The organism is Mycobacterium sp., from assembly GCF_008709575.1.
Lineage (GTDB): Bacteria > Actinomycetota > Actinomycetes > Mycobacteriales > Mycobacteriaceae > Mycobacterium.
In genome coordinates this window covers 45835-61824 of the sequence record NZ_VYIK01000014.1, presented here as the reverse complement: position 1 = coordinate 61824, position 15990 = coordinate 45835, and the positions used below count along the sequence as shown (strand labels likewise).

Below are 15990 nucleotides of genomic sequence, written 5' to 3'. Positions count from 1 at the left end.
ACCATCAATGCACCCACCCTTATGCAGGAACTGGACGACGCGGGCATATCGTGGGCCAGTTACGCGCAGGGCATCGCCCCCGGTACCGTCATAACGCCGCAAGACACCGCCACCGCAACACCCTTCGGCATATTCGACTACGTCTACGACAACACCCCCGCCTACCTGCAGGAACACATTCTCCCGCAGGCGGATTTGTCCAGCGCTCTGCAGAACCCGAGCACTTTTCCGGACTTCGCATGGGTCAAACCCGACGGCGCCGGCCCTAGCCCTTCGCTGAGCGATGAAATCAACCCCATTCTCGAGTCCATTGGGATCCGCCCCAGCAGTGAACTCGACACCATTCTCCAGTTTATCGGGGGCGACATCCTGAACCTGCCGTACAACCTGAAGAATGAGGACTATTACCTCCAGCAGACGATATCCACCATTGAGAACTCGCCGACGTGGACCGACCCGAACGAGAAGGACGCGATCTTCATCACGTGGGACGAGGACAACAACGAAGCGTCACTGGGCATCGGCAACGAAGGCAACAACGTACCGATGATCGTCATCCCGAACGAGGGCGCCGTGACGGATGGGGGGATGCAGGCCGGCCCCTTCACCACCGACGCCTACTACAACCAGTACAGCCTGATGGCCACCATCGAAGACGCCTTGCGCACCGAACCTGGGACTCTGGACCCGCTCACGGCCAACGACATGTACGCCACACCCATGAACACGTTCTGGAAGTAATGGCTTCTGCGACGGGATTTGACGCGAGCCTGGCGTGCCCGGTAGCGAGTGCTCTCTTGCGTCATGGTGGGTGACGTGCTGCGGGTGGCCGACGAGGTCGCCGACGCGCTGAACTCCGGCGGCCCGGTGGTGGCCCTGGAAACCACCCTGGTCTGCCACGGCTTTTCGCAGGGGCGTGGGCTGATCGCCGCGCAGCGGGCCGAGCAGCGGGTTCGGGAGGCCGGTGCGGTGCCGTGCACAGTCGGCGTCGTCGACGGTGTGGTCTGCGCCGGGCTGAGCGCGGCGGAGCTCAGCCGCTTCGCCGAGGCGGGGGCGACGGCCCGCAAGGTGGGTGCCCGCGACATCGCGGCCTGCGTCGCACAGCGCGCACTGGGTGCGACCACCGTCGGCGGAACCCTGGCCGTCTGCCGTCGTGTGGGCGTCCGGTTTCTGGGCACCGGCGGGATCGGTGGCGTGCACCGCGGCTTCGCCGAAAGCCTGGACATCTCCTCAGATCTGGTGGCGCTGGCCCACACGCCGGCCATGGTGGTGTCGTCAGGCGCCAAGGCCATCCTCGATGTTGCCGCCACCGCCGAGCTGCTGGAGACGCTCAGCGTGCCGGTGCTGGGCTGGCGGACCGACACACTTCCGGTGTTCTATCGCGGCGGAGGCGGCCCGCCGGTCGCCGCGCGGGTCGAGGCGGCCGGCGAGGCCGCCCGGATCGCGGCGATGCACTGGCAACTCGCCGGTTCATCCGGGCTGCTGCTGGGGCGAGCGCCCGACCCCGAGCTCGACATCGACCCGGTGCTGGCCGAGGCGGTCGATCGGGTGCGGCAAGCCGGAGTGACCGGCCAGGCGGTGACACCGGCGGTGCTGGCTGTGGTCGAGGAATTGACCGGTGGCCGAAGCGTCGCGGTCAACCAGCAGCTCATCGCCGACAACGCCGCGCTGGCCGCCGAGGTTGCCGTCGCGTACGCGGCCGAAAGCTAGCGTTGGCAGGTCGAACACCAGAAAGCGACCCGGTCACCGGTGTCGTCGTAGGCGATGAGCGTGTCGCAGCGACGGCACGGCTGACGGCGCCGCCCGTACACCCACAGTCGACGGCCCGCGCGGGTGTCACCGGTCGTGCAGCGGTTCCAGCGGGATCGGTTGGCCCACAACATTTCCCGGGCAAGATTGACGAAGTGCGGCGGGTCGGCGATCGCACCGACCGGCGCGGTGGGCAGATGCCCGGTCACGAAACACAGTTCGTTGCAGTAGACATTGCCGATCCCGGCCAGCACCCGCTGGTCGAGTAGCGCCTCGGCCAGCGGTCGCTGCGGATCGGCCACCAGATTGGCCGCTGCCGATTGCGGATCCCAATCCTCGCCGAGCAAATCCGGCCCCAGATGGGAGACGACCTCGGTGTCGCGGTCACGGTCGAGCACCTCCAGCAGGCCCAGGTCGACGCCGATCGCTCGAATCGGACCGGCCTGCAGGATGATCCGCGCCCGGTGATCGGGTGAGCGGGTGCCCAGCCGCCAGCTGCCGTCCATCTTCAGATGCGAATGAATGCTGGCCGCGCCCGCCCGGATGAACAAATGCTTGCCCCGGCTGATCACCTCGTCGACCAGCTGCCCGGTCAGGTCGACCGCGGCGAACCGCGGCACCCGGATGTCGCACCGGGTCAGCGTGCGCCCGGCCAGCGCCCGCCGCAGCATCGCGGCGGTGCGCCAGACGGTGTCACCTTCGGGCATGGGTCTGGCGCAGCCGTAACCCGCGCGGGGTCCGGGCGAACCCCGCGTCGACGAGCGCGGCCAGCACAGCGGAGTCCCGCAACTCCAGCACCGCCACGCCGTCGACACGTTCGACCAGTAATGAGCCCATCCGCCCGCCCGCCACCAGGTCGGCAACGGCGGCGGCGGCCGCATAGTGCGCATCGGGGTCCTCAGTGAACGTCAACAGCGAACGACCGCCGCGTTCGGCAAACCAGGCCAACGCCCCATCGACCAGCACCACCAGCGCGCCCGCTTTCCGGCCGGGCCGATGGGCCCCCTCGTCAACCGGCGGCCAGGGCAGCGCCGCACCGTAGGGGTTCGCCGGGTCGGCGGCGGCCAACACCACGGCGCGGTAGTCCGGGCGCTCCGGGTCGACACCGTCGAGGTAACTGCGCAGCCGGTCCACCGTCGACGCGGCAGCGAACTGGGCGCCGCCCAGCGACTCGACGAAGTAGCCGCGCTGGCAGCGCCCGGCCTCCTCGAAGGCGGTCAACACCTTATAGAGCGCGGCGAACCCGCCCGGGACCGCCTCGGCGGTGATCGCGCCCCTGGTCAGTACACCGTGTCGGTTCAGCAGCAGCTCGGCCTGATGGTGGGCGCGCACGGTGGAATCCGGCTCCGGCGCCGGCAGCGACGACCACCGACCGGCCACCGTCGGGTCGACGGCGCGGGTCTGGGCATGCGCGAGGCGGTAGCGGCTCAGCCGGGGCGGGCGCCGGGGGTGCCGATGGGTGGGGCTGCAACGCCGGCCACCACCCAGCACCGTTCGCACCGGGGCGAACGTGTCGCCGGTGATCCAGCCGGCCCAGACCAGCTCCCACAGCGCGGTCTTGAGTTCGCTCTCGGTGATCCCCGGTCGGGTGAGCTGGCGGAAGAAGAACCCGCCGCCGGCGGCCAGGGTGTCCAGGATCGCGCGGTGGGCGTCGGTGAACTCGATGTCGGCAGCGTGGGCGAGCGTCAGCGGCGCCGACTCGGCGACGTGGAACGCGATCCAGCCGTCCGACCGCGAAATCGCCCCGGCGCCCGACCAGATGACCTCGCCCGAGGCCAGCAGCTCGTCGAGCATCGCGGGCGAATAGTCGCGTACCCGCTGCGCCAGCACCAGATGCTCGATCGCCGAGGCGGGCATCGCGACGCCGGCGAGCTGGTCGATGACGGTGGCCAGCCCGTCGACTCCGGTAGTGGCGGCCGAACCGACCTGATGCCAGGCGGGCAGGAAGCGCGCGTAGGCGGCGGTGCTGACCGGCTCGACCGCGGCGCGCAGGGCCGCCAGCGAGCGGCGGCGCACAATCCGCAGCACCTCGGTGTCGCACCACTGCTCGCCAGCGCTGTCGGCGGTGAACTCGCCGCGGACCAGCCGGCCGTCGGCCGCCAGCCGGCTCAGCACGTCGGCAGTCACCCGAAGCCCCAGCCCGAACCGGGCCGCGGCCTCGGCGGTGGAGAACGGGCCGTGGGTGCGCGCATAGCGGCCCAGCAGTTCCCCCAACGGGTCGGCCACCGCGTCGGTGAACTGGGACGGCACGCCGAGCGGCACCGCCACCCCGACACCGTCGCGCAGCCGGCCGATGTCCTCGATCGCCACCCACCAGTGCCGCCCGGCGAACGACACCGTCAGCGCGCGTTTGGCGGCACGCAGTCCCTCCAGCCAGCCACCGACGTCGGCGCCGCCGGCCCGGGCGGCCACCTCGTCGGCGGTCAACGGGCCCAGCAGCCGCAACAAGTCGGCCACCGCCTCGGCGTCGCGGGCCACCCGGTCCTCCGACAGGTGCTGCAGTTGCCGGTCGGTGGCCGCGATCACGTCGGGGTCGAGCAGCTCGCGCAGCTCTACTCGGCCCAGCAGCTCGGCCAGCAGGGTGGCGTCGATCGACAGGGCGGCTGCGCGGCGTTCGGCCAAGGGGATGTCGCCTTGGTACATGAACGCGCCGACATAGCCGAACAGCAGCGACACCGCGAACGGCGAGGGGGTCGCCGTCTGCACCTCGGCCACCCGCACCCGGCCGGCGGCGATGTCGGTCATCAGCGCGGCCAGCATCGGCACGTCATAGACGTCTTGCAGGCATTCGCGGACCGTCTCCAGCACGATGGGGAAGTCCGGGTATTTGCGGGCCACGTCGAGCAGCTGCGCGGCGCGCTGGCGTTGGTGCCACAGCGGTGTGCGCCGGCCCGGATCGCGCCGCGGCAACAGCAGGGCGCGGGCCGCGCACTCCCGAAACCGGGCGGCGAACAACGCCGAACCTCCCACCGCGGCGGTGACGATCGGGTCGATTTCGTCGGGGTCGAACACGAACAGCTCGGCGCCCGGCGGGTCGGTGGCGTCGGTGTCGGGCAGCCGCACCACGATGCCGTCGTCGAAGGCGCTCGGCTTTTCCTCGATGCCGTAGCGCTCGGCCAGCCGCCGGCCGACCGCCAGCGCCAGCGGAGCGTTCACGCGCAGGCCGTAGGGCGAATGCAGAATCACCCGCCAGTCGCCGAGCTCGTCGCGGAACCGCTCGACCAGCAAGCTGGTGTCGGTGGGGACGACCGCGGTCGCCGCCCGCTGGTCCTGCAGCAGCCGCCAGAGGTTGTCGGTCGCGTAGTCGTTGAACCCCAGCCCGGCGCAACGCTTGTCGAATGCGGCGCGGTCCAGCCCGGCCAGTTCGCCGGTGAATGCGCCCAGGGCGCGGCCCAGCTCGGCGGGACGCCCGGCGTCGTCTCCGTGCCAGAACGGCAGCCGAGCCGGCTGTCCCGGCGCGGGGATCACCAGCACCCGGTCATGGGTGATCTCGGTGATGCGCCAGCTGGTCGCGCCCAGCGCGATGACATCGCCGGGACGGGATTCGTAGACCATCTCCTCGTCGAGTTCGCCTACCCGGGTAGGCTTTTCGGTGGCCAGCCAGACGGTGAACAGCCCGCGGTCGGGGATCGCGCCGCCGGAGGTGACCGCCAGCCGCTGGGCGCCCGCACGCGCCGTCAGCGTTCCGCTGTCGCGGTCATAGGTCAGGCGCGGCCGCAGTTCGGCGAACTCGGTGGAGGGGTACTTGCCGCTCAACAGATCCAACGTGGCCTCGAAGGCGCTGCGGGGCAGCGTGGTGAACGGCGCGCTGCGCCGCACCGTGTCGAACCACCGGTCGGCGTTCAGCGGCCCGGCCGCGGCCGCCGCGACGGTGTGCTGGGCCAGGATATCCAGCGGGTTGGCGGGCACCCGCATCGTCTCGATCTGCCCGGCGAGCATGCGCTGGACGCTCACCGCACACCCGATCAGATCGGTGCGGTGCTTGGGCAGCAGCACACCCCGCGAGATCTCGCCGACCTGGTGCCCGGCCCGGCCGATGCGCTGCAGACCGCTGGCCACCGACGGCGGGGCCGCCACCTGGATGACCAGGTCGACAGCGCCCATGTCGATGCCCAGCTCCAGGCTCGACGTCGCTACCACCGCCTTGAGCCGTCCGCTCTTCAGGTCGTCTTCGACCGCGGCGCGCTCCTGTTTGCTCACCGAACCGTGGTGGGCGCGCGCCAGCGGCGCGGTGCCGCCGTCCGCCGCCCGATCGGTGTGGATTTCGTTGAGCCGCACAGTCAGTCGTTCGGCCAGTCGCCGCGAGTTGACGAAGACGATCGTCGAATGGTGCACGTCGATCAGCTCGACCAGCCGGGCCTCGACGTCGGGCCAGATGCTGTGGTCGGCCAGGTCAGCCAGGTCGGGAACCGGTACCTGGACGCTGAGCTGGAACGTCTTCGCGGCCGGGGGCGCTACGACCGTCGTCGGGGCGGACCCCGCCACGAACCGCGCGATCTCCTCGGGTGGGCGCACGGTGGCCGACAGCCCGATCCGCTGCGCGGGTCGCGTCAACAGCTCGTCGAGCCGTTCCAGCGACAGCGCCAGGTGGGCACCGCGTTTGGTGCCGGCGAGGGCGTGGACCTCATCGAGGATGACCGTCTGCACACCGGCCAGGCTCTGCCGGGCCGCCGAGGTCAGCATCAGAAACAGCGACTCCGGCGTGGTGATCAGCACCTCCGGTGGTGTGGTGCTGAGCCGACGGCGCTGCCGCGGCGGCGTGTCCCCGGTGCGCACTCCCACGCTGATCTGCGGGGCGGGCAGCCCCCGTTGTTCGGCGACTCGGGCGATGCCGGTCAGCGGGGTGCGCAGGTTGCGCTCGATGTCGACGGCCAGTGCCTTGAGCGGTGAGACGTAGAGCACCCGGGTGCCGCGCGTCCGGTGGGGCAGACCGGCCAGGCTGTCGATGGCCCAGAGAAAAGCCGCCAGCGTCTTGCCGGAGCCGGTCGGCGCGACGACCAGGGTGTGGTCGCCGGCAGCGATGGCCGCCCAGGCTGCGGCCTGCGCGGGGGTCGGCGCGGCGAAGGTCGCGGTGAACCACTCGCGGGTGATCGCGCTGAACCGGGCCAGCGGATCATCGGGCGAATTTGTGTTCACCTGCCCATAGTGCCCCAACCTCGGACGACATCCCCGGGCGTAACGAACCCCGCCGACCGAGCGATAGAGTCATCATCAGCCCTGGGAAAGAAGTCATGGACAAACCACTTCGGCGCTTCGGCGGTGACCATCTGGGGCGAATGGATAGCGACGTGCATTCTGCTATCCGATTTGCCGTGTTGGTTGCCGCGGCCGCCGTGGCGTTCCTTGCCGTGGCAGCGTCGTGGGTCAGCAGCTGCCACGGCCCGATGGCAGTCGACACCGTGGCCTGCGGTGTGGGGGAACGCACCCTGTTGGCGTTCGGCGCCCCGGTGATTCTGTTGGGCGGGGGATGCTGGGCCTTTCTGAAGACGTACCGTGCTTGGCGTGTGCAGGGCAGCTGGTGGGCCTGGCAAGGAGCCGGCTGGTTCCTGTTGACCTTGATGTTGGTGACTTTGACGATGAGCATGCCGCCGATCGCCGGCCCGGTGCTGCCCGGCTGACCGGGCTGCGGTTCAGTGAACGGGACGGCTCTCCAGCGTGTCGGGATGCGTCGCGCGCCACTGGTCATCGATGCGAAGCACGCGGCGGCGCTCGACGACGAGCCACAGTGTTCCGGCGACAGTCCCGAGCACCGCAATGAGCGCCGTCGCGGGGAGCCACTCGTCGTGCTGATAGGCGATCACCGCCGAAGCGCTGATCACACCGAAGAATGCGACGGCCAGCAGAATGAACCCCGGCCAGAAGAGGTTGTCTTTCATCGTGATCCCGGCGTGCGGTTGCGTGGTGCGGAAATGATCGCTCGGATCTTGATGCCTGTCTCCCACAATCACTCCTTCTGGAACACTCGCGGGAACACCGTGCGCAGCTGCGGCTCCGTCACGGCGAGCCGATCGAATCACCGACGAGCATCTCGGGCAACACCGCGCCGATTGTCGTCACGAGCCACACCACGACCGTTGCCGCCACCCAGGACGGCATGCCGCTGATGCGCAACCCGTGAGTTAACGCGCAGGCCAGGCTCAACGCGGCAGCGGTCAGTACCAGGCCGGTGCCGCCGAAGACCAGCGAGGCGTATCCGTGGGGCAACTTCAAGATCGCCACCGACAGCAGTGCCTGCGCGACCGAGAACACCGCGACGGCGACCAGGAAACCCGCCGCGGACATCGACACGCGGGGGACAACCGAAGCCGCCACCAGCAATCCGAGCGCCCACGATCCCATCAGTAGGACAGCTCGCACAAGAACCTGCCTTGCAGCAGTCCTCATGTGGTCAAGCGTAGGCCTTCTGACCACGGTGTGGTACTTGGTCTTCGCGACAGACGGGCCCAGCTGAGCATCGCGGCTACACGCGCTGCCACTGCATCGGCGCGATCGCGGTCGAGCGCCTCGACGTCGCCGACGCGTCGAGCGTCACGCTAGCGTCACGATGGGCGGCGAGCGTCACGCCAGCGTCACGCTCGCCAGTCGAAGTCCGCTCCACGGTGATCGGGCGTCGCAACCAGGGCTATTCGGCCCGGCGTCGGGACGGTGCGACACACACGCGGCCCGAGGATCGCATCGTGAGAGCCTCCCTCAGGCGAGCGGCAACCGCCACCGGCCTGGAACGCGAGCAACCACATCTGGCCCGCCTAACCGGAATGAATACGGTGACCCGGGCGGGCAACCACTCTGACCGGGTCTGGGCGGGAGTAATGTCAGTCTGCCGGGAGGCCTGATGACCGCTACCGAACTGTCGGAAAACACCCCTCGGCGCAGCGCGCGCGCCGTCGAGTTGCGGGTTGCCGCACGCCTGGAGAACCTGGCGATCCTGCGCACTTTGGTCGGCGCGGTCGGCACGTTCGAAGATCTCGATTTCGACGCGGTGGCAGACCTGCGATTGGCGGTCGACGAGGTGTGTACCCGGCTGATCCGCTCGGCCGCCCCCGGCGCGACGCTGGCGGTGGTGGTCGACCCGCGTGAGCGGGAGGTGGTCGTCGAGGCGTCCGCGGTCTGCCACACCACCGATGTCGTCACGCCCGGCAGTTTCAGTTGGCATGTGCTGACCTCGCTGGCCGACGATGTCCAGACCTTCCAGGGCGGTCGCGACCCCGGCACCGACGGCGGGATATTCCGCATTACGTTGACGACGCGACGGCCGGGCGCCCCCAGGTGACCGAGGGAACCGTCGGCGGGTCACCCTCGCGGCCCCCCTCGCAGACCAACGAATACTCCGACGTCCCGGAGATGTTCCGCGAGCTGGCGGGGTTGCCGGCGGACTCGCCGGAATTTCAGCGCCAGCGGGAAAAAATTGTCGAGCGGTGCCTGCCGCTCGCCGATCACATCGCCCGCCGGTTCGAGGGGCGCGGCGAACCCCGCGAGGACCTGGTCCAGGTCGCGCGGGTCGGACTGGTCAACGCGGTCGCCCGGTTCGACGTCGAGGCGGGCTCGGATTTCGTCTCGTTCGCGGTGCCCACCATTATGGGCGAAGTCCGGCGTTATTTCCGCGACAACAGCTGGTCGGTCAAGGTGCCTCGGCGCCTCAAGGAACTGCATCTGCGGCTCGGCGCGGCCACGGCCGAGCTGTCACAGCGGTTGGGTCGGGCGCCGACGGCTTCCGAACTGGCCCGTGAGCTCGATATGGACCGGGCCGAAGTCGTCGAGGGGCTGGTCGCCGGCAGCTCCTACAACACGCTGTCGATTGACAGCCCCGGCGGCAGCGCTGACGACGACGCGCGGGCCATCGCCGACACGCTCGGTGACGTGGATGCCGGCCTGGAGCGGATCGAGAACCGCGAAGCGCTGCGCCCGCTGCTGGACGCACTGCCCGCCCGCGAGCGAACGGTGCTGGTGCTGAGGTTTTTCGAGTCGATGACGCAGACGCAGATCGCCGAGCGGGTCGGGATCTCGCAGATGCACGTGTCGCGTCTGCTCGCCAAATCGCTGACGCGGCTGCGAGATCAGCTCGACTCGTGACCCCGGGGCGCGGAAATCGTTAATTGATCTCGGCGAGGACCGTACCCTGCGTGATCGCCGCACCGGCCTCGACCGCAAGCCTGGTGATGGTGCCGTCCTTGTGCGCGGTGACCGGGTTCTCCATCTTCATCGCCTCCAGGACCACCACCAAATCTCCGGCGGCGACCTCCTGGCCTTCTTCGACGGCGACCTTGACCACGGTTCCCTGCATCGGCGCGGTCACCGCGTCACCCGACGCGGCCACACCGGCGAGCGCACCGCGCTTGCGGGGCTTGGGTTTTCTGCGAATCGCGCCCGCCGGCTCACCGCCGCCGTTGGACAGGGCCAGGTCCGCGGGCAGCGACACCTCGAGGCGGCGGCCACCGACCTCGACGACCACATTCTGCCGCGGCCGGGCCTCGCCCTCGTCGAACGGCGCACCGCCGGTGAACGGCTCTATGGTGTTGTTCCATTCGGTCTCGATCCATCGGGTGTGCACTGCGAAGCCCGAAGAGCCATCGCCATCGCCGATGAACGCCGGGTCGCGCACCACCGCCCGGTGGAAGGGGATGACCGTGGCCAGCCCCTCGACGTGGAACTCGTCGAGCGCACGACGGGCCCGCGCCAGCGCCTCCTGCCGGCTGGCGCCGTACACGATCAGTTTGGCCAGCATCGAGTCGAACTGACCGCCGATCACCGAGCCGGTCTCGACACCGGAATCCAGCCGCACGCCGGGTCCGGCCGGCGGGTCGAATCGGGTGACCGGCCCGGGCGCCGGCAGGAATCCGCGCCCGGCATCTTCGCCATTGATCCGAAACTCGAAGGCATGCCCACGCGGGGTCGGGTCCTCGGTGATGTCCAGCTGCTCGCCGTTGGCGATCTTGAACTGCTGCAACACCAGGTCGATGCCGGCGGTCTCCTCGGTGACCGGGTGCTCGACCTGCAGCCGGGTGTTGACTTCGAGGAACGAGATCAAGCCGTCCTGACCGACCAGGAACTCCACCGTGCCGGCGCCGTAGTAGTGCGCTTCCCGGCAGATGCGCTTGGCCGCCTCGTGGATCTCCCGGCGCTGCGCGTCGGTCAAAAACGGCGCCGGCGCCTCCTCGACCAGCTTTTGGTAGCGGCGCTGCAGCGAGCAGTCCCGGGTACCGGCGACCACGACGTTACCGTGTTGGTCGGCGATCACCTGCGCCTCGACATGGCGGGGCTTGTCCAGGTAGCGCTCGACATAGCACTCGCCCCGGCCGAATGCGGCCGTCGCCTCGCGCACCGCCGATTCGTAGAGCTCGGGGATCTCTTCGACGGTGCGAGCGACCTTCATGCCTTTGCCGCCGCCGCCGAACGCGGCCTTGATCGCGATCGGCACGCCGTACCGGTTGGCAAAGGCCACCACCTCGTCGGCATCCTTCACCGGGTCGGGAGTGCCGGGGACCAGCGGCGCCTGCGCGCGGGCGGCGATATGCCGGGCGGTGACTTTGTCCCCGAGGTCGCGGATGGACTGCGGGCTGGGACCGATCCAGATCAGTCCGGCGTCGATGACCGCCTGCGCGAAGTCGGCGTTCTCGCTCAGAAAACCGTAGCCGGGATGGATCGCGTTGGCGCCGGACTTCCGGGCGGCCTCCAGGATCTTGGAAAAGTCCAGGTAAGACTCGGCCGAGGTTTGACCACCCAGCGCGAAGGCCTCGTCGGCCAGCCGCACGTGCGGCGCGTCGGCGTCGGGCTCGGCGTATACGGCCACACTGGGCAGGCCGGCATCTCTGGCGGCCCGGATGACCCGGACCGCGATCTCACCGCGATTGGCGATGAGGACCTTCGCGATCCTCGCGCTGGCGTGACTGGGCACTGCGCCTCCTGTGGCTCCCGGACGGGTGCGCGTCCATAAGAGATTTTCTTACAAGTTTTCCAGGGGAAGTTTAAGCATCGCGGCGTGGCGCCGGGCCAGCCGGTGCCCCCTTGGATTCGCGCAGCCGCCGCTTGATCCTGGCCAGCATCGCCGACATGCCGCGCAGCCGCAGCGGACTGATCAGCGTCGCCAGACCCAGCTCGGTGTAGAAGTCTTCCGGCACCGCCAGGATGTCGGCGGCGGGCTGTTCGTCGAGCCCGGCGGCCAGGATCGAGGCGAAACCGCGGGTGGTCGGCGCGGTGGGAGGCGCGCTGAAATACAGCCGCACTCGGTCGGGATCGCCGGCGTCCACATGAAGGAACAGCGGGGACTGGCACTCGGGCACCGGCTCCATCGCCGCCTCGGCCAAATCGGCCGGCAGCGGCGGCAATTCCGCGGCGAATTCCAGCAGCAGCCGCAGCTTGTCCTGGCCCGAGACTTCGGCGAAGTCCGACACCACCTCGGCCAGCGGCGCAGGCAGGCTCATCGGGCCGACCCGGCCCCTTGGGCTTGTCCGGGGGCTTGTCCTGGTTCGGAGCCGGCGACGATCGGGACCCGCACGGTGTTGCCCCACTCGGTCCAGGAGCCGTCGTAGTTACGCACACCCGGAATGCCGAGCAGATGGGTCAGCACGAACCAGGTGTGGCTGGACCGCTCGCCGATGCGGCAGTAGACGACGGTTTTGTCATCCGGCTTGAGGAACCCGTAGAGCTGTTCGAGTTCGTCGCGGCTGCGAAACAGCCCTCGTTCGTCGACGGCCTTGCTCCACGGGATCGACACCGCGGTGGGGATGTGGCCGGCACGCAACACGCCCTCCTCCGGATAGTCGGGCATGTGGGTGCGCTTGCCGGTGTACTCGTCGGGCGACCGCACGTCGATCAGTGGCTGCGAGCCCAAAATGGCCAGCACGTCGTCCTTGAACGCGCGGATCGGCTCATCGTTGCGCGGCACCACCGGGTAGCCGGTGGAGGTCTTGGTCGGAACATCGAGGGTGGTCTCGCGGCCCTCGGCGAGCCACAGGTCACGACCGCCGTTGAGCAGCCGGACGTCGGGGTGGCCGAACAGCGTGAACACCCACAGCGCGTAAGCGGCCCACCAGTTGCTCTTGTCGCCGTAAATCACCACCGTGTCGTCGCGCGCGATGCCTTTGCGGTTCATCAGGTCGGCAAACTGCGCGCCGGAAATGTAGTCGCGCACCCGTGGATCGTTGAGGTCGGTATGCCAGTCGATCTTGACCGCGCCGGGGATGTGGCCGACGTCGTAGAGCAGCACGTCCTCATCGGATTCGACAATCGCCAAACCGGGCTTGCCCATGTTCGCGGCCAGCCAGTCGGCGGTGACCAGGCGTTCCGGGTGGGCGTAAGCGCTCAGAGTGGGGCTGGGATCGGGTGGTAGCGGCACACATTCAGCCTACCGTCACGGTGGAAATTGGTGCACCGGTGGTGCGCCGGCTGCAGGATCACACGTTCAGGGCGACCTCGTAGGCGACCGCGAAGCGGCGCGCATGCGGATTCGGCCGGAACAACACGCCGCCTTCCGCGCACCAGTCGACCACCCGCAGCAGACGCTTGTCCGGCGACAGCTGTCTGCGAACGACATCGGCCAGCGCGGCGCGAAGCCGTTCGGTGTCGTAGCGGTCGATGTCGCGTGGCACCCCGACATTCCACATGGTTTCTTCTACCGGCACCGCCCCAGTGTCGCGCCGCGCCGGCCCAAACGGGATCACCGCCCCGGGTGCGCCCTGCGTCAAAACGATTTCGGTTCGATAACGTTGCTGTCGCGATCAGCGGCCGCGCCACAGCGTGCTGATCGACAGTCCCGCGGATTGAAGCAGCCGACGCGTCACCGCCAGGCTGATCCCGATGACGCTCAGCGGATCGCCCTCCACCGCGTCGATGAACCAGCCCCCCAGGCCGTCCAGGGTGAAACCACCCGCGACTGAGAGCGATTCGCCGGTTTGCAGATAGGCGTCGAGGTCGGCCGGTAACGGAGTGCCGAAACGCACCGTGCTGACCGACTGCGCGGTATCGCGGTAGGCGACCTCGTTGCCGCACAGCCGAATAAGACAGTGCCCGGTGAGCAGTTGTGCGGCACGGCCCGCCATCGAAACCCACTGTTGTCGCGCCTCGGCGACGGAGTGCGGTTTGCCGCACAGTCTGTCGTCAAGGAAGAGCATCGAATCACAGCCGATGACCGCGCAATCGGCCGCGATCGCCGGCTCGAGAAGTTCGGCCGCCCGGTGGGCTTTGGCGGCCGCCAACGCGGTCGTCACGTCGGCGGGGTCGGCGCCGTCACCCAACTCCGTGATCACCGCGTCCTCGTCGATACCGGAGACGACGACCAGCGGGTCGACTCCGGCCTGACGCAGCACTTTGAGCCGGCCCGGGGAGCCCGACCCGAGCACCAGGCGGGTCATCGCCGCATGTGTGTCCGCTGCAGCAGTGTGATTTTCTGCCAGCTGAAGACCGGGTAGCGCAGCTTGTCGACCGGCAGCCCCCACCGGCTGCGCTCAGCCGGCCCGGCCTGTCGCGGGCCGCCGCCGAGGCTGCCCAGCACCGCGATCAACGCGGCCAGTTCCTCCTCGCTCGGGTTGCCCTTGACCACCTGGATATGGGGTTCGTGATGCGGGTGCGCCCCGTCGGTGGCAGGGTCCGGCTGCTCCATCACAGCGGAATGTTCCCGTGTTTCTTGGGTGGCATCGGGGCGATCTTGCGTTCCAGCAGCCGCAGCGCGGTCCCGATGTAGCCGCGGGTGTGCGACGGCGGGATGACCGCGTCGACGTAGCCGCGCTCGGCGGCGATGTACGGATTGACCAGCGTGTCCTCGTACTCCTGCTGCAGCTGCAGGCGCAGCGCGTCGACATCCTCACCCCGCTGCGCCGCCTCGGCCAGCTGCTGGCGGTAGACGAACCCGACGGCGCCGGAGGCTCCCATCACCGCGATCTGCGCCGTCGGCCAGGCGACGCAGACGTCGGCGCCCATGTCCTTGGAACCCATCACGCAGTAGGCGCCGCCGTAGGCCTTGCGGGTGATCACGGTGATCTTGGCGACGGTGGCTTCGCCGTAGGCGTAGAGCAGCTTGGCGCCGCGGCGGATGATGCCGTTGTATTCCTGGTCGGTGCCGGGCAGGAAGCCCGGCACGTCGACCAGCATCACGATGGGAATGTTGAAGCAGTCGCAGGTTCGCACGAAGCGGGCCGCCTTCTCCGAGGCGTTGATGTCCAGGCAGCCGGCGAAATGGGTTGGCTGGTTGGCGACGATCCCGACCGGCCGACCCTCGATGCGGCCGAACCCCACCACGATGTTCTGGCCGTAGCCAGCTTGCACCTCGAGAAACTCGTCGTCGTCGAGGATGCGGGTAATCACTTCGTGCATGTCGTAGGGCTGGTTCGGTGAGTCCGGGATCAGCGTGTCCAGCTCGAGGTCCTCGGCCGTCAGGTTGTCTTCGATGGCCCCCTCGGGCACCGGCACGCCGTAGCGCGGCGGGTCGGTGAAGTTGTTGGGCGGCAGGTAGCTCAGCAGCTCGCGCACCCAGTCGAACGCATCCTGCTCCCCGGAGGCCACATAGTGCAGGGTGCCCGAGCGGGCCATGTGGGTGTGGGCGCCGCCCAGTTCCTCCATCGTGACGTCCTCGCCGGTGACCGTCTTGATCACGTCCGGCCCGGTGATGAACATCTGGCTGGTCTGGTCGACCATGATGACGAAGTCGGTCAGTGCGGGGGAGTAGACGTGCCCGCCGGCGGCGGCACCCATGATCAGCGAGATCTGCGGAATGACGCCGGAGGCCAAGATGTTGTTGCGAAAGATCCGGCTGTAGAGTCCCAGCGAAACCACACCTTCTTGGATTCGCGCCCCGGCGCCGTCGTTGATGCCGATCAGCGGCCGGCCGGTCTTGAGCGCCAGCTCCTGCACCTTGACGATCTTCTCGCCGTACACCTCGCCGAGACTCCCGCCGAACACCGTGGCGTCCTGGCTGAAAATGCACACCTCACGACCGTCGATGGTGCCGTAGCCGGTGACCACGCCGTCGCCGATCGGCCGCTTCTCGGCCAGACCGAAGTTGGTGCTGCGATGGCGGGCCAGCGCGTCGAGCTCGACGAACGATCCCTCGTCGAGCAGCGCGTAGATGCGTTCGCGGGCCGTCAGTTTGCCCTTGGCGTGGACCTTCTCGACAGCGGCCGCACCGACCGGGTGCAGCGTCTCCTCGGTCCGCCTGCGCAGTTCGGCCAGCTTGCCAGCGGTGGTGTGGATGTCGATCGTGTGCTCGGCTCTCGCCTCGACATGACTTCCGGCAACGCTCGTCATGGGTGT

The 15990-nt window shown here is 68.9% G+C and carries 15 protein-coding genes and 1 pseudogene; 5 read left to right on the top strand and 11 right to left on the bottom strand.

Annotated features, from left to right (window positions below; genetic code table 11):
* Together F6Q13_RS05065 and F6Q13_RS05060 are read left to right on the top strand one after the other, a co-directional pair.
* Nucleotides 1–741 (top strand): alkaline phosphatase family protein (locus tag F6Q13_RS05065; RefSeq protein WP_293053125.1); only part of this gene is annotated, 741 nt, incomplete at its 5' end.
* A 63-nt stretch (nt 742–804) separates the two neighbouring features.
* The gene (locus F6Q13_RS05060) at nt 805–1710 is read left to right on the top strand and encodes a pseudouridine-5'-phosphate glycosidase (protein WP_293053122.1); all 906 of its coding nucleotides are present in this window, start codon (nt 805–807) and stop codon (nt 1708–1710) included.
* Here the strand turns inward: F6Q13_RS05060 and nei2 are convergent.
* Together nei2 and F6Q13_RS05050 are read right to left on the bottom strand one after the other, a co-directional pair.
* Nucleotides 1707–2456 (bottom strand): endonuclease VIII Nei2, encoded by a 750-nt coding sequence (nei2, locus tag F6Q13_RS05055; RefSeq protein ID WP_293053119.1) that lies wholly within the window; start codon nt 2454–2456, stop codon nt 1707–1709. The two genes, F6Q13_RS05060 and nei2, sit on opposite strands and share 4 nt — an antisense overlap.
* Entirely contained in the window at nt 2443–6885 is a 4443-nt protein-coding gene (locus F6Q13_RS05050; protein WP_293053116.1) for a DEAD/DEAH box helicase, read from the bottom strand. Before F6Q13_RS05050 ends, nei2 begins: the two co-directional genes overlap by 14 nt.
* 95 nt (nt 6886–6980) lie before the next feature.
* On the opposite strand from F6Q13_RS05050, the gene F6Q13_RS05045 reads away from it, so the two are divergent.
* On the top strand, nt 6981–7367 hold the full coding sequence (locus F6Q13_RS05045; RefSeq protein WP_293053113.1) for a hypothetical protein: 387 nt from the start codon (nt 6981–6983) through the stop codon (nt 7365–7367).
* Nucleotides 7368–7379: 12 nt separating this feature from the next.
* Here F6Q13_RS05045 and usfY read toward each other — a convergent pair whose 3' ends face one another.
* Nucleotides 7380–7691, bottom strand: a complete 312-nt coding sequence (gene usfY, locus F6Q13_RS05040; RefSeq protein WP_293053111.1) for a protein UsfY — start codon at nt 7689–7691, stop codon at nt 7380–7382.
* A 52-nt stretch (nt 7692–7743) separates the two neighbouring features.
* Nucleotides 7744–8088: a phage holin family protein gene (locus F6Q13_RS05035; protein WP_293053109.1), complete on the bottom strand. Its 345-nt coding sequence runs from the start codon at nt 8086–8088 to the stop codon at nt 7744–7746.
* 493 nt (nt 8089–8581) lie between these two features.
* Between F6Q13_RS05035 and F6Q13_RS05030 the strand changes: the two genes are divergently transcribed.
* Together F6Q13_RS05030 and F6Q13_RS05025 are read left to right on the top strand one after the other, a co-directional pair.
* Nucleotides 8582–9019, top strand: a complete 438-nt coding sequence (locus tag F6Q13_RS05030) for an anti-sigma factor (protein WP_293053106.1) — start codon at nt 8582–8584, stop codon at nt 9017–9019.
* Nucleotides 9016–9819 (top strand): RNA polymerase sigma factor SigF, encoded by an 804-nt coding sequence (locus F6Q13_RS05025; protein ID WP_293053102.1) that lies wholly within the window; start codon nt 9016–9018, stop codon nt 9817–9819. Before F6Q13_RS05030 ends, F6Q13_RS05025 begins: the two co-directional genes overlap by 4 nt.
* 19 nt (nt 9820–9838) lie before the next feature.
* On the opposite strand, the gene F6Q13_RS05020 is transcribed toward F6Q13_RS05025, so the two are convergent.
* From F6Q13_RS05020 to F6Q13_RS04990, 7 genes and pseudogenes are all read right to left on the bottom strand, one after another.
* Nucleotides 9839–11641 (bottom strand): acetyl/propionyl/methylcrotonyl-CoA carboxylase subunit alpha, encoded by a 1803-nt coding sequence (locus tag F6Q13_RS05020; RefSeq protein WP_293053099.1) that lies wholly within the window; start codon nt 11639–11641, stop codon nt 9839–9841.
* A 70-nt stretch (nt 11642–11711) separates the two neighbouring features.
* Nucleotides 11712–12167, bottom strand: a complete 456-nt coding sequence (locus tag F6Q13_RS05015; RefSeq protein ID WP_293053096.1) for a SufE family protein — start codon at nt 12165–12167, stop codon at nt 11712–11714.
* Complete coding sequence (locus tag F6Q13_RS05010; protein WP_293053094.1) at nt 12164–13081, bottom strand: sulfurtransferase; 918 nt, start codon at nt 13079–13081, stop codon at nt 12164–12166. The genes F6Q13_RS05015 and F6Q13_RS05010 overlap by 4 nt, the downstream gene beginning before the upstream one ends.
* Nucleotides 13082–13139: 58 nt before the next feature.
* A complete protein-coding gene (locus F6Q13_RS05005; RefSeq protein ID WP_293053091.1) occupies nt 13140–13367 on the bottom strand; it encodes a hypothetical protein in 228 nt (75 codons plus the stop codon).
* Between the two features lie 96 nt (nt 13368–13463).
* Complete coding sequence (locus F6Q13_RS05000; RefSeq protein WP_293053088.1) at nt 13464–14096, bottom strand: Maf family nucleotide pyrophosphatase; 633 nt, start codon at nt 14094–14096, stop codon at nt 13464–13466.
* Nucleotides 14093–14311, bottom strand: a pseudogene (locus tag F6Q13_RS04995) (acyl-CoA carboxylase subunit epsilon); the annotation flags it as partial. The pseudogene F6Q13_RS04995 and the gene F6Q13_RS05000, both read right to left, overlap by 4 nt.
* A 32-nt stretch (nt 14312–14343) precedes the next feature.
* Nucleotides 14344–15984, bottom strand: coding sequence for an acyl-CoA carboxylase subunit beta (locus F6Q13_RS04990; protein ID WP_293053085.1), 1641 nt, complete (start codon nt 15982–15984; stop codon nt 14344–14346).
* Nucleotides 15985–15990 lie beyond the last annotated feature (6 nt).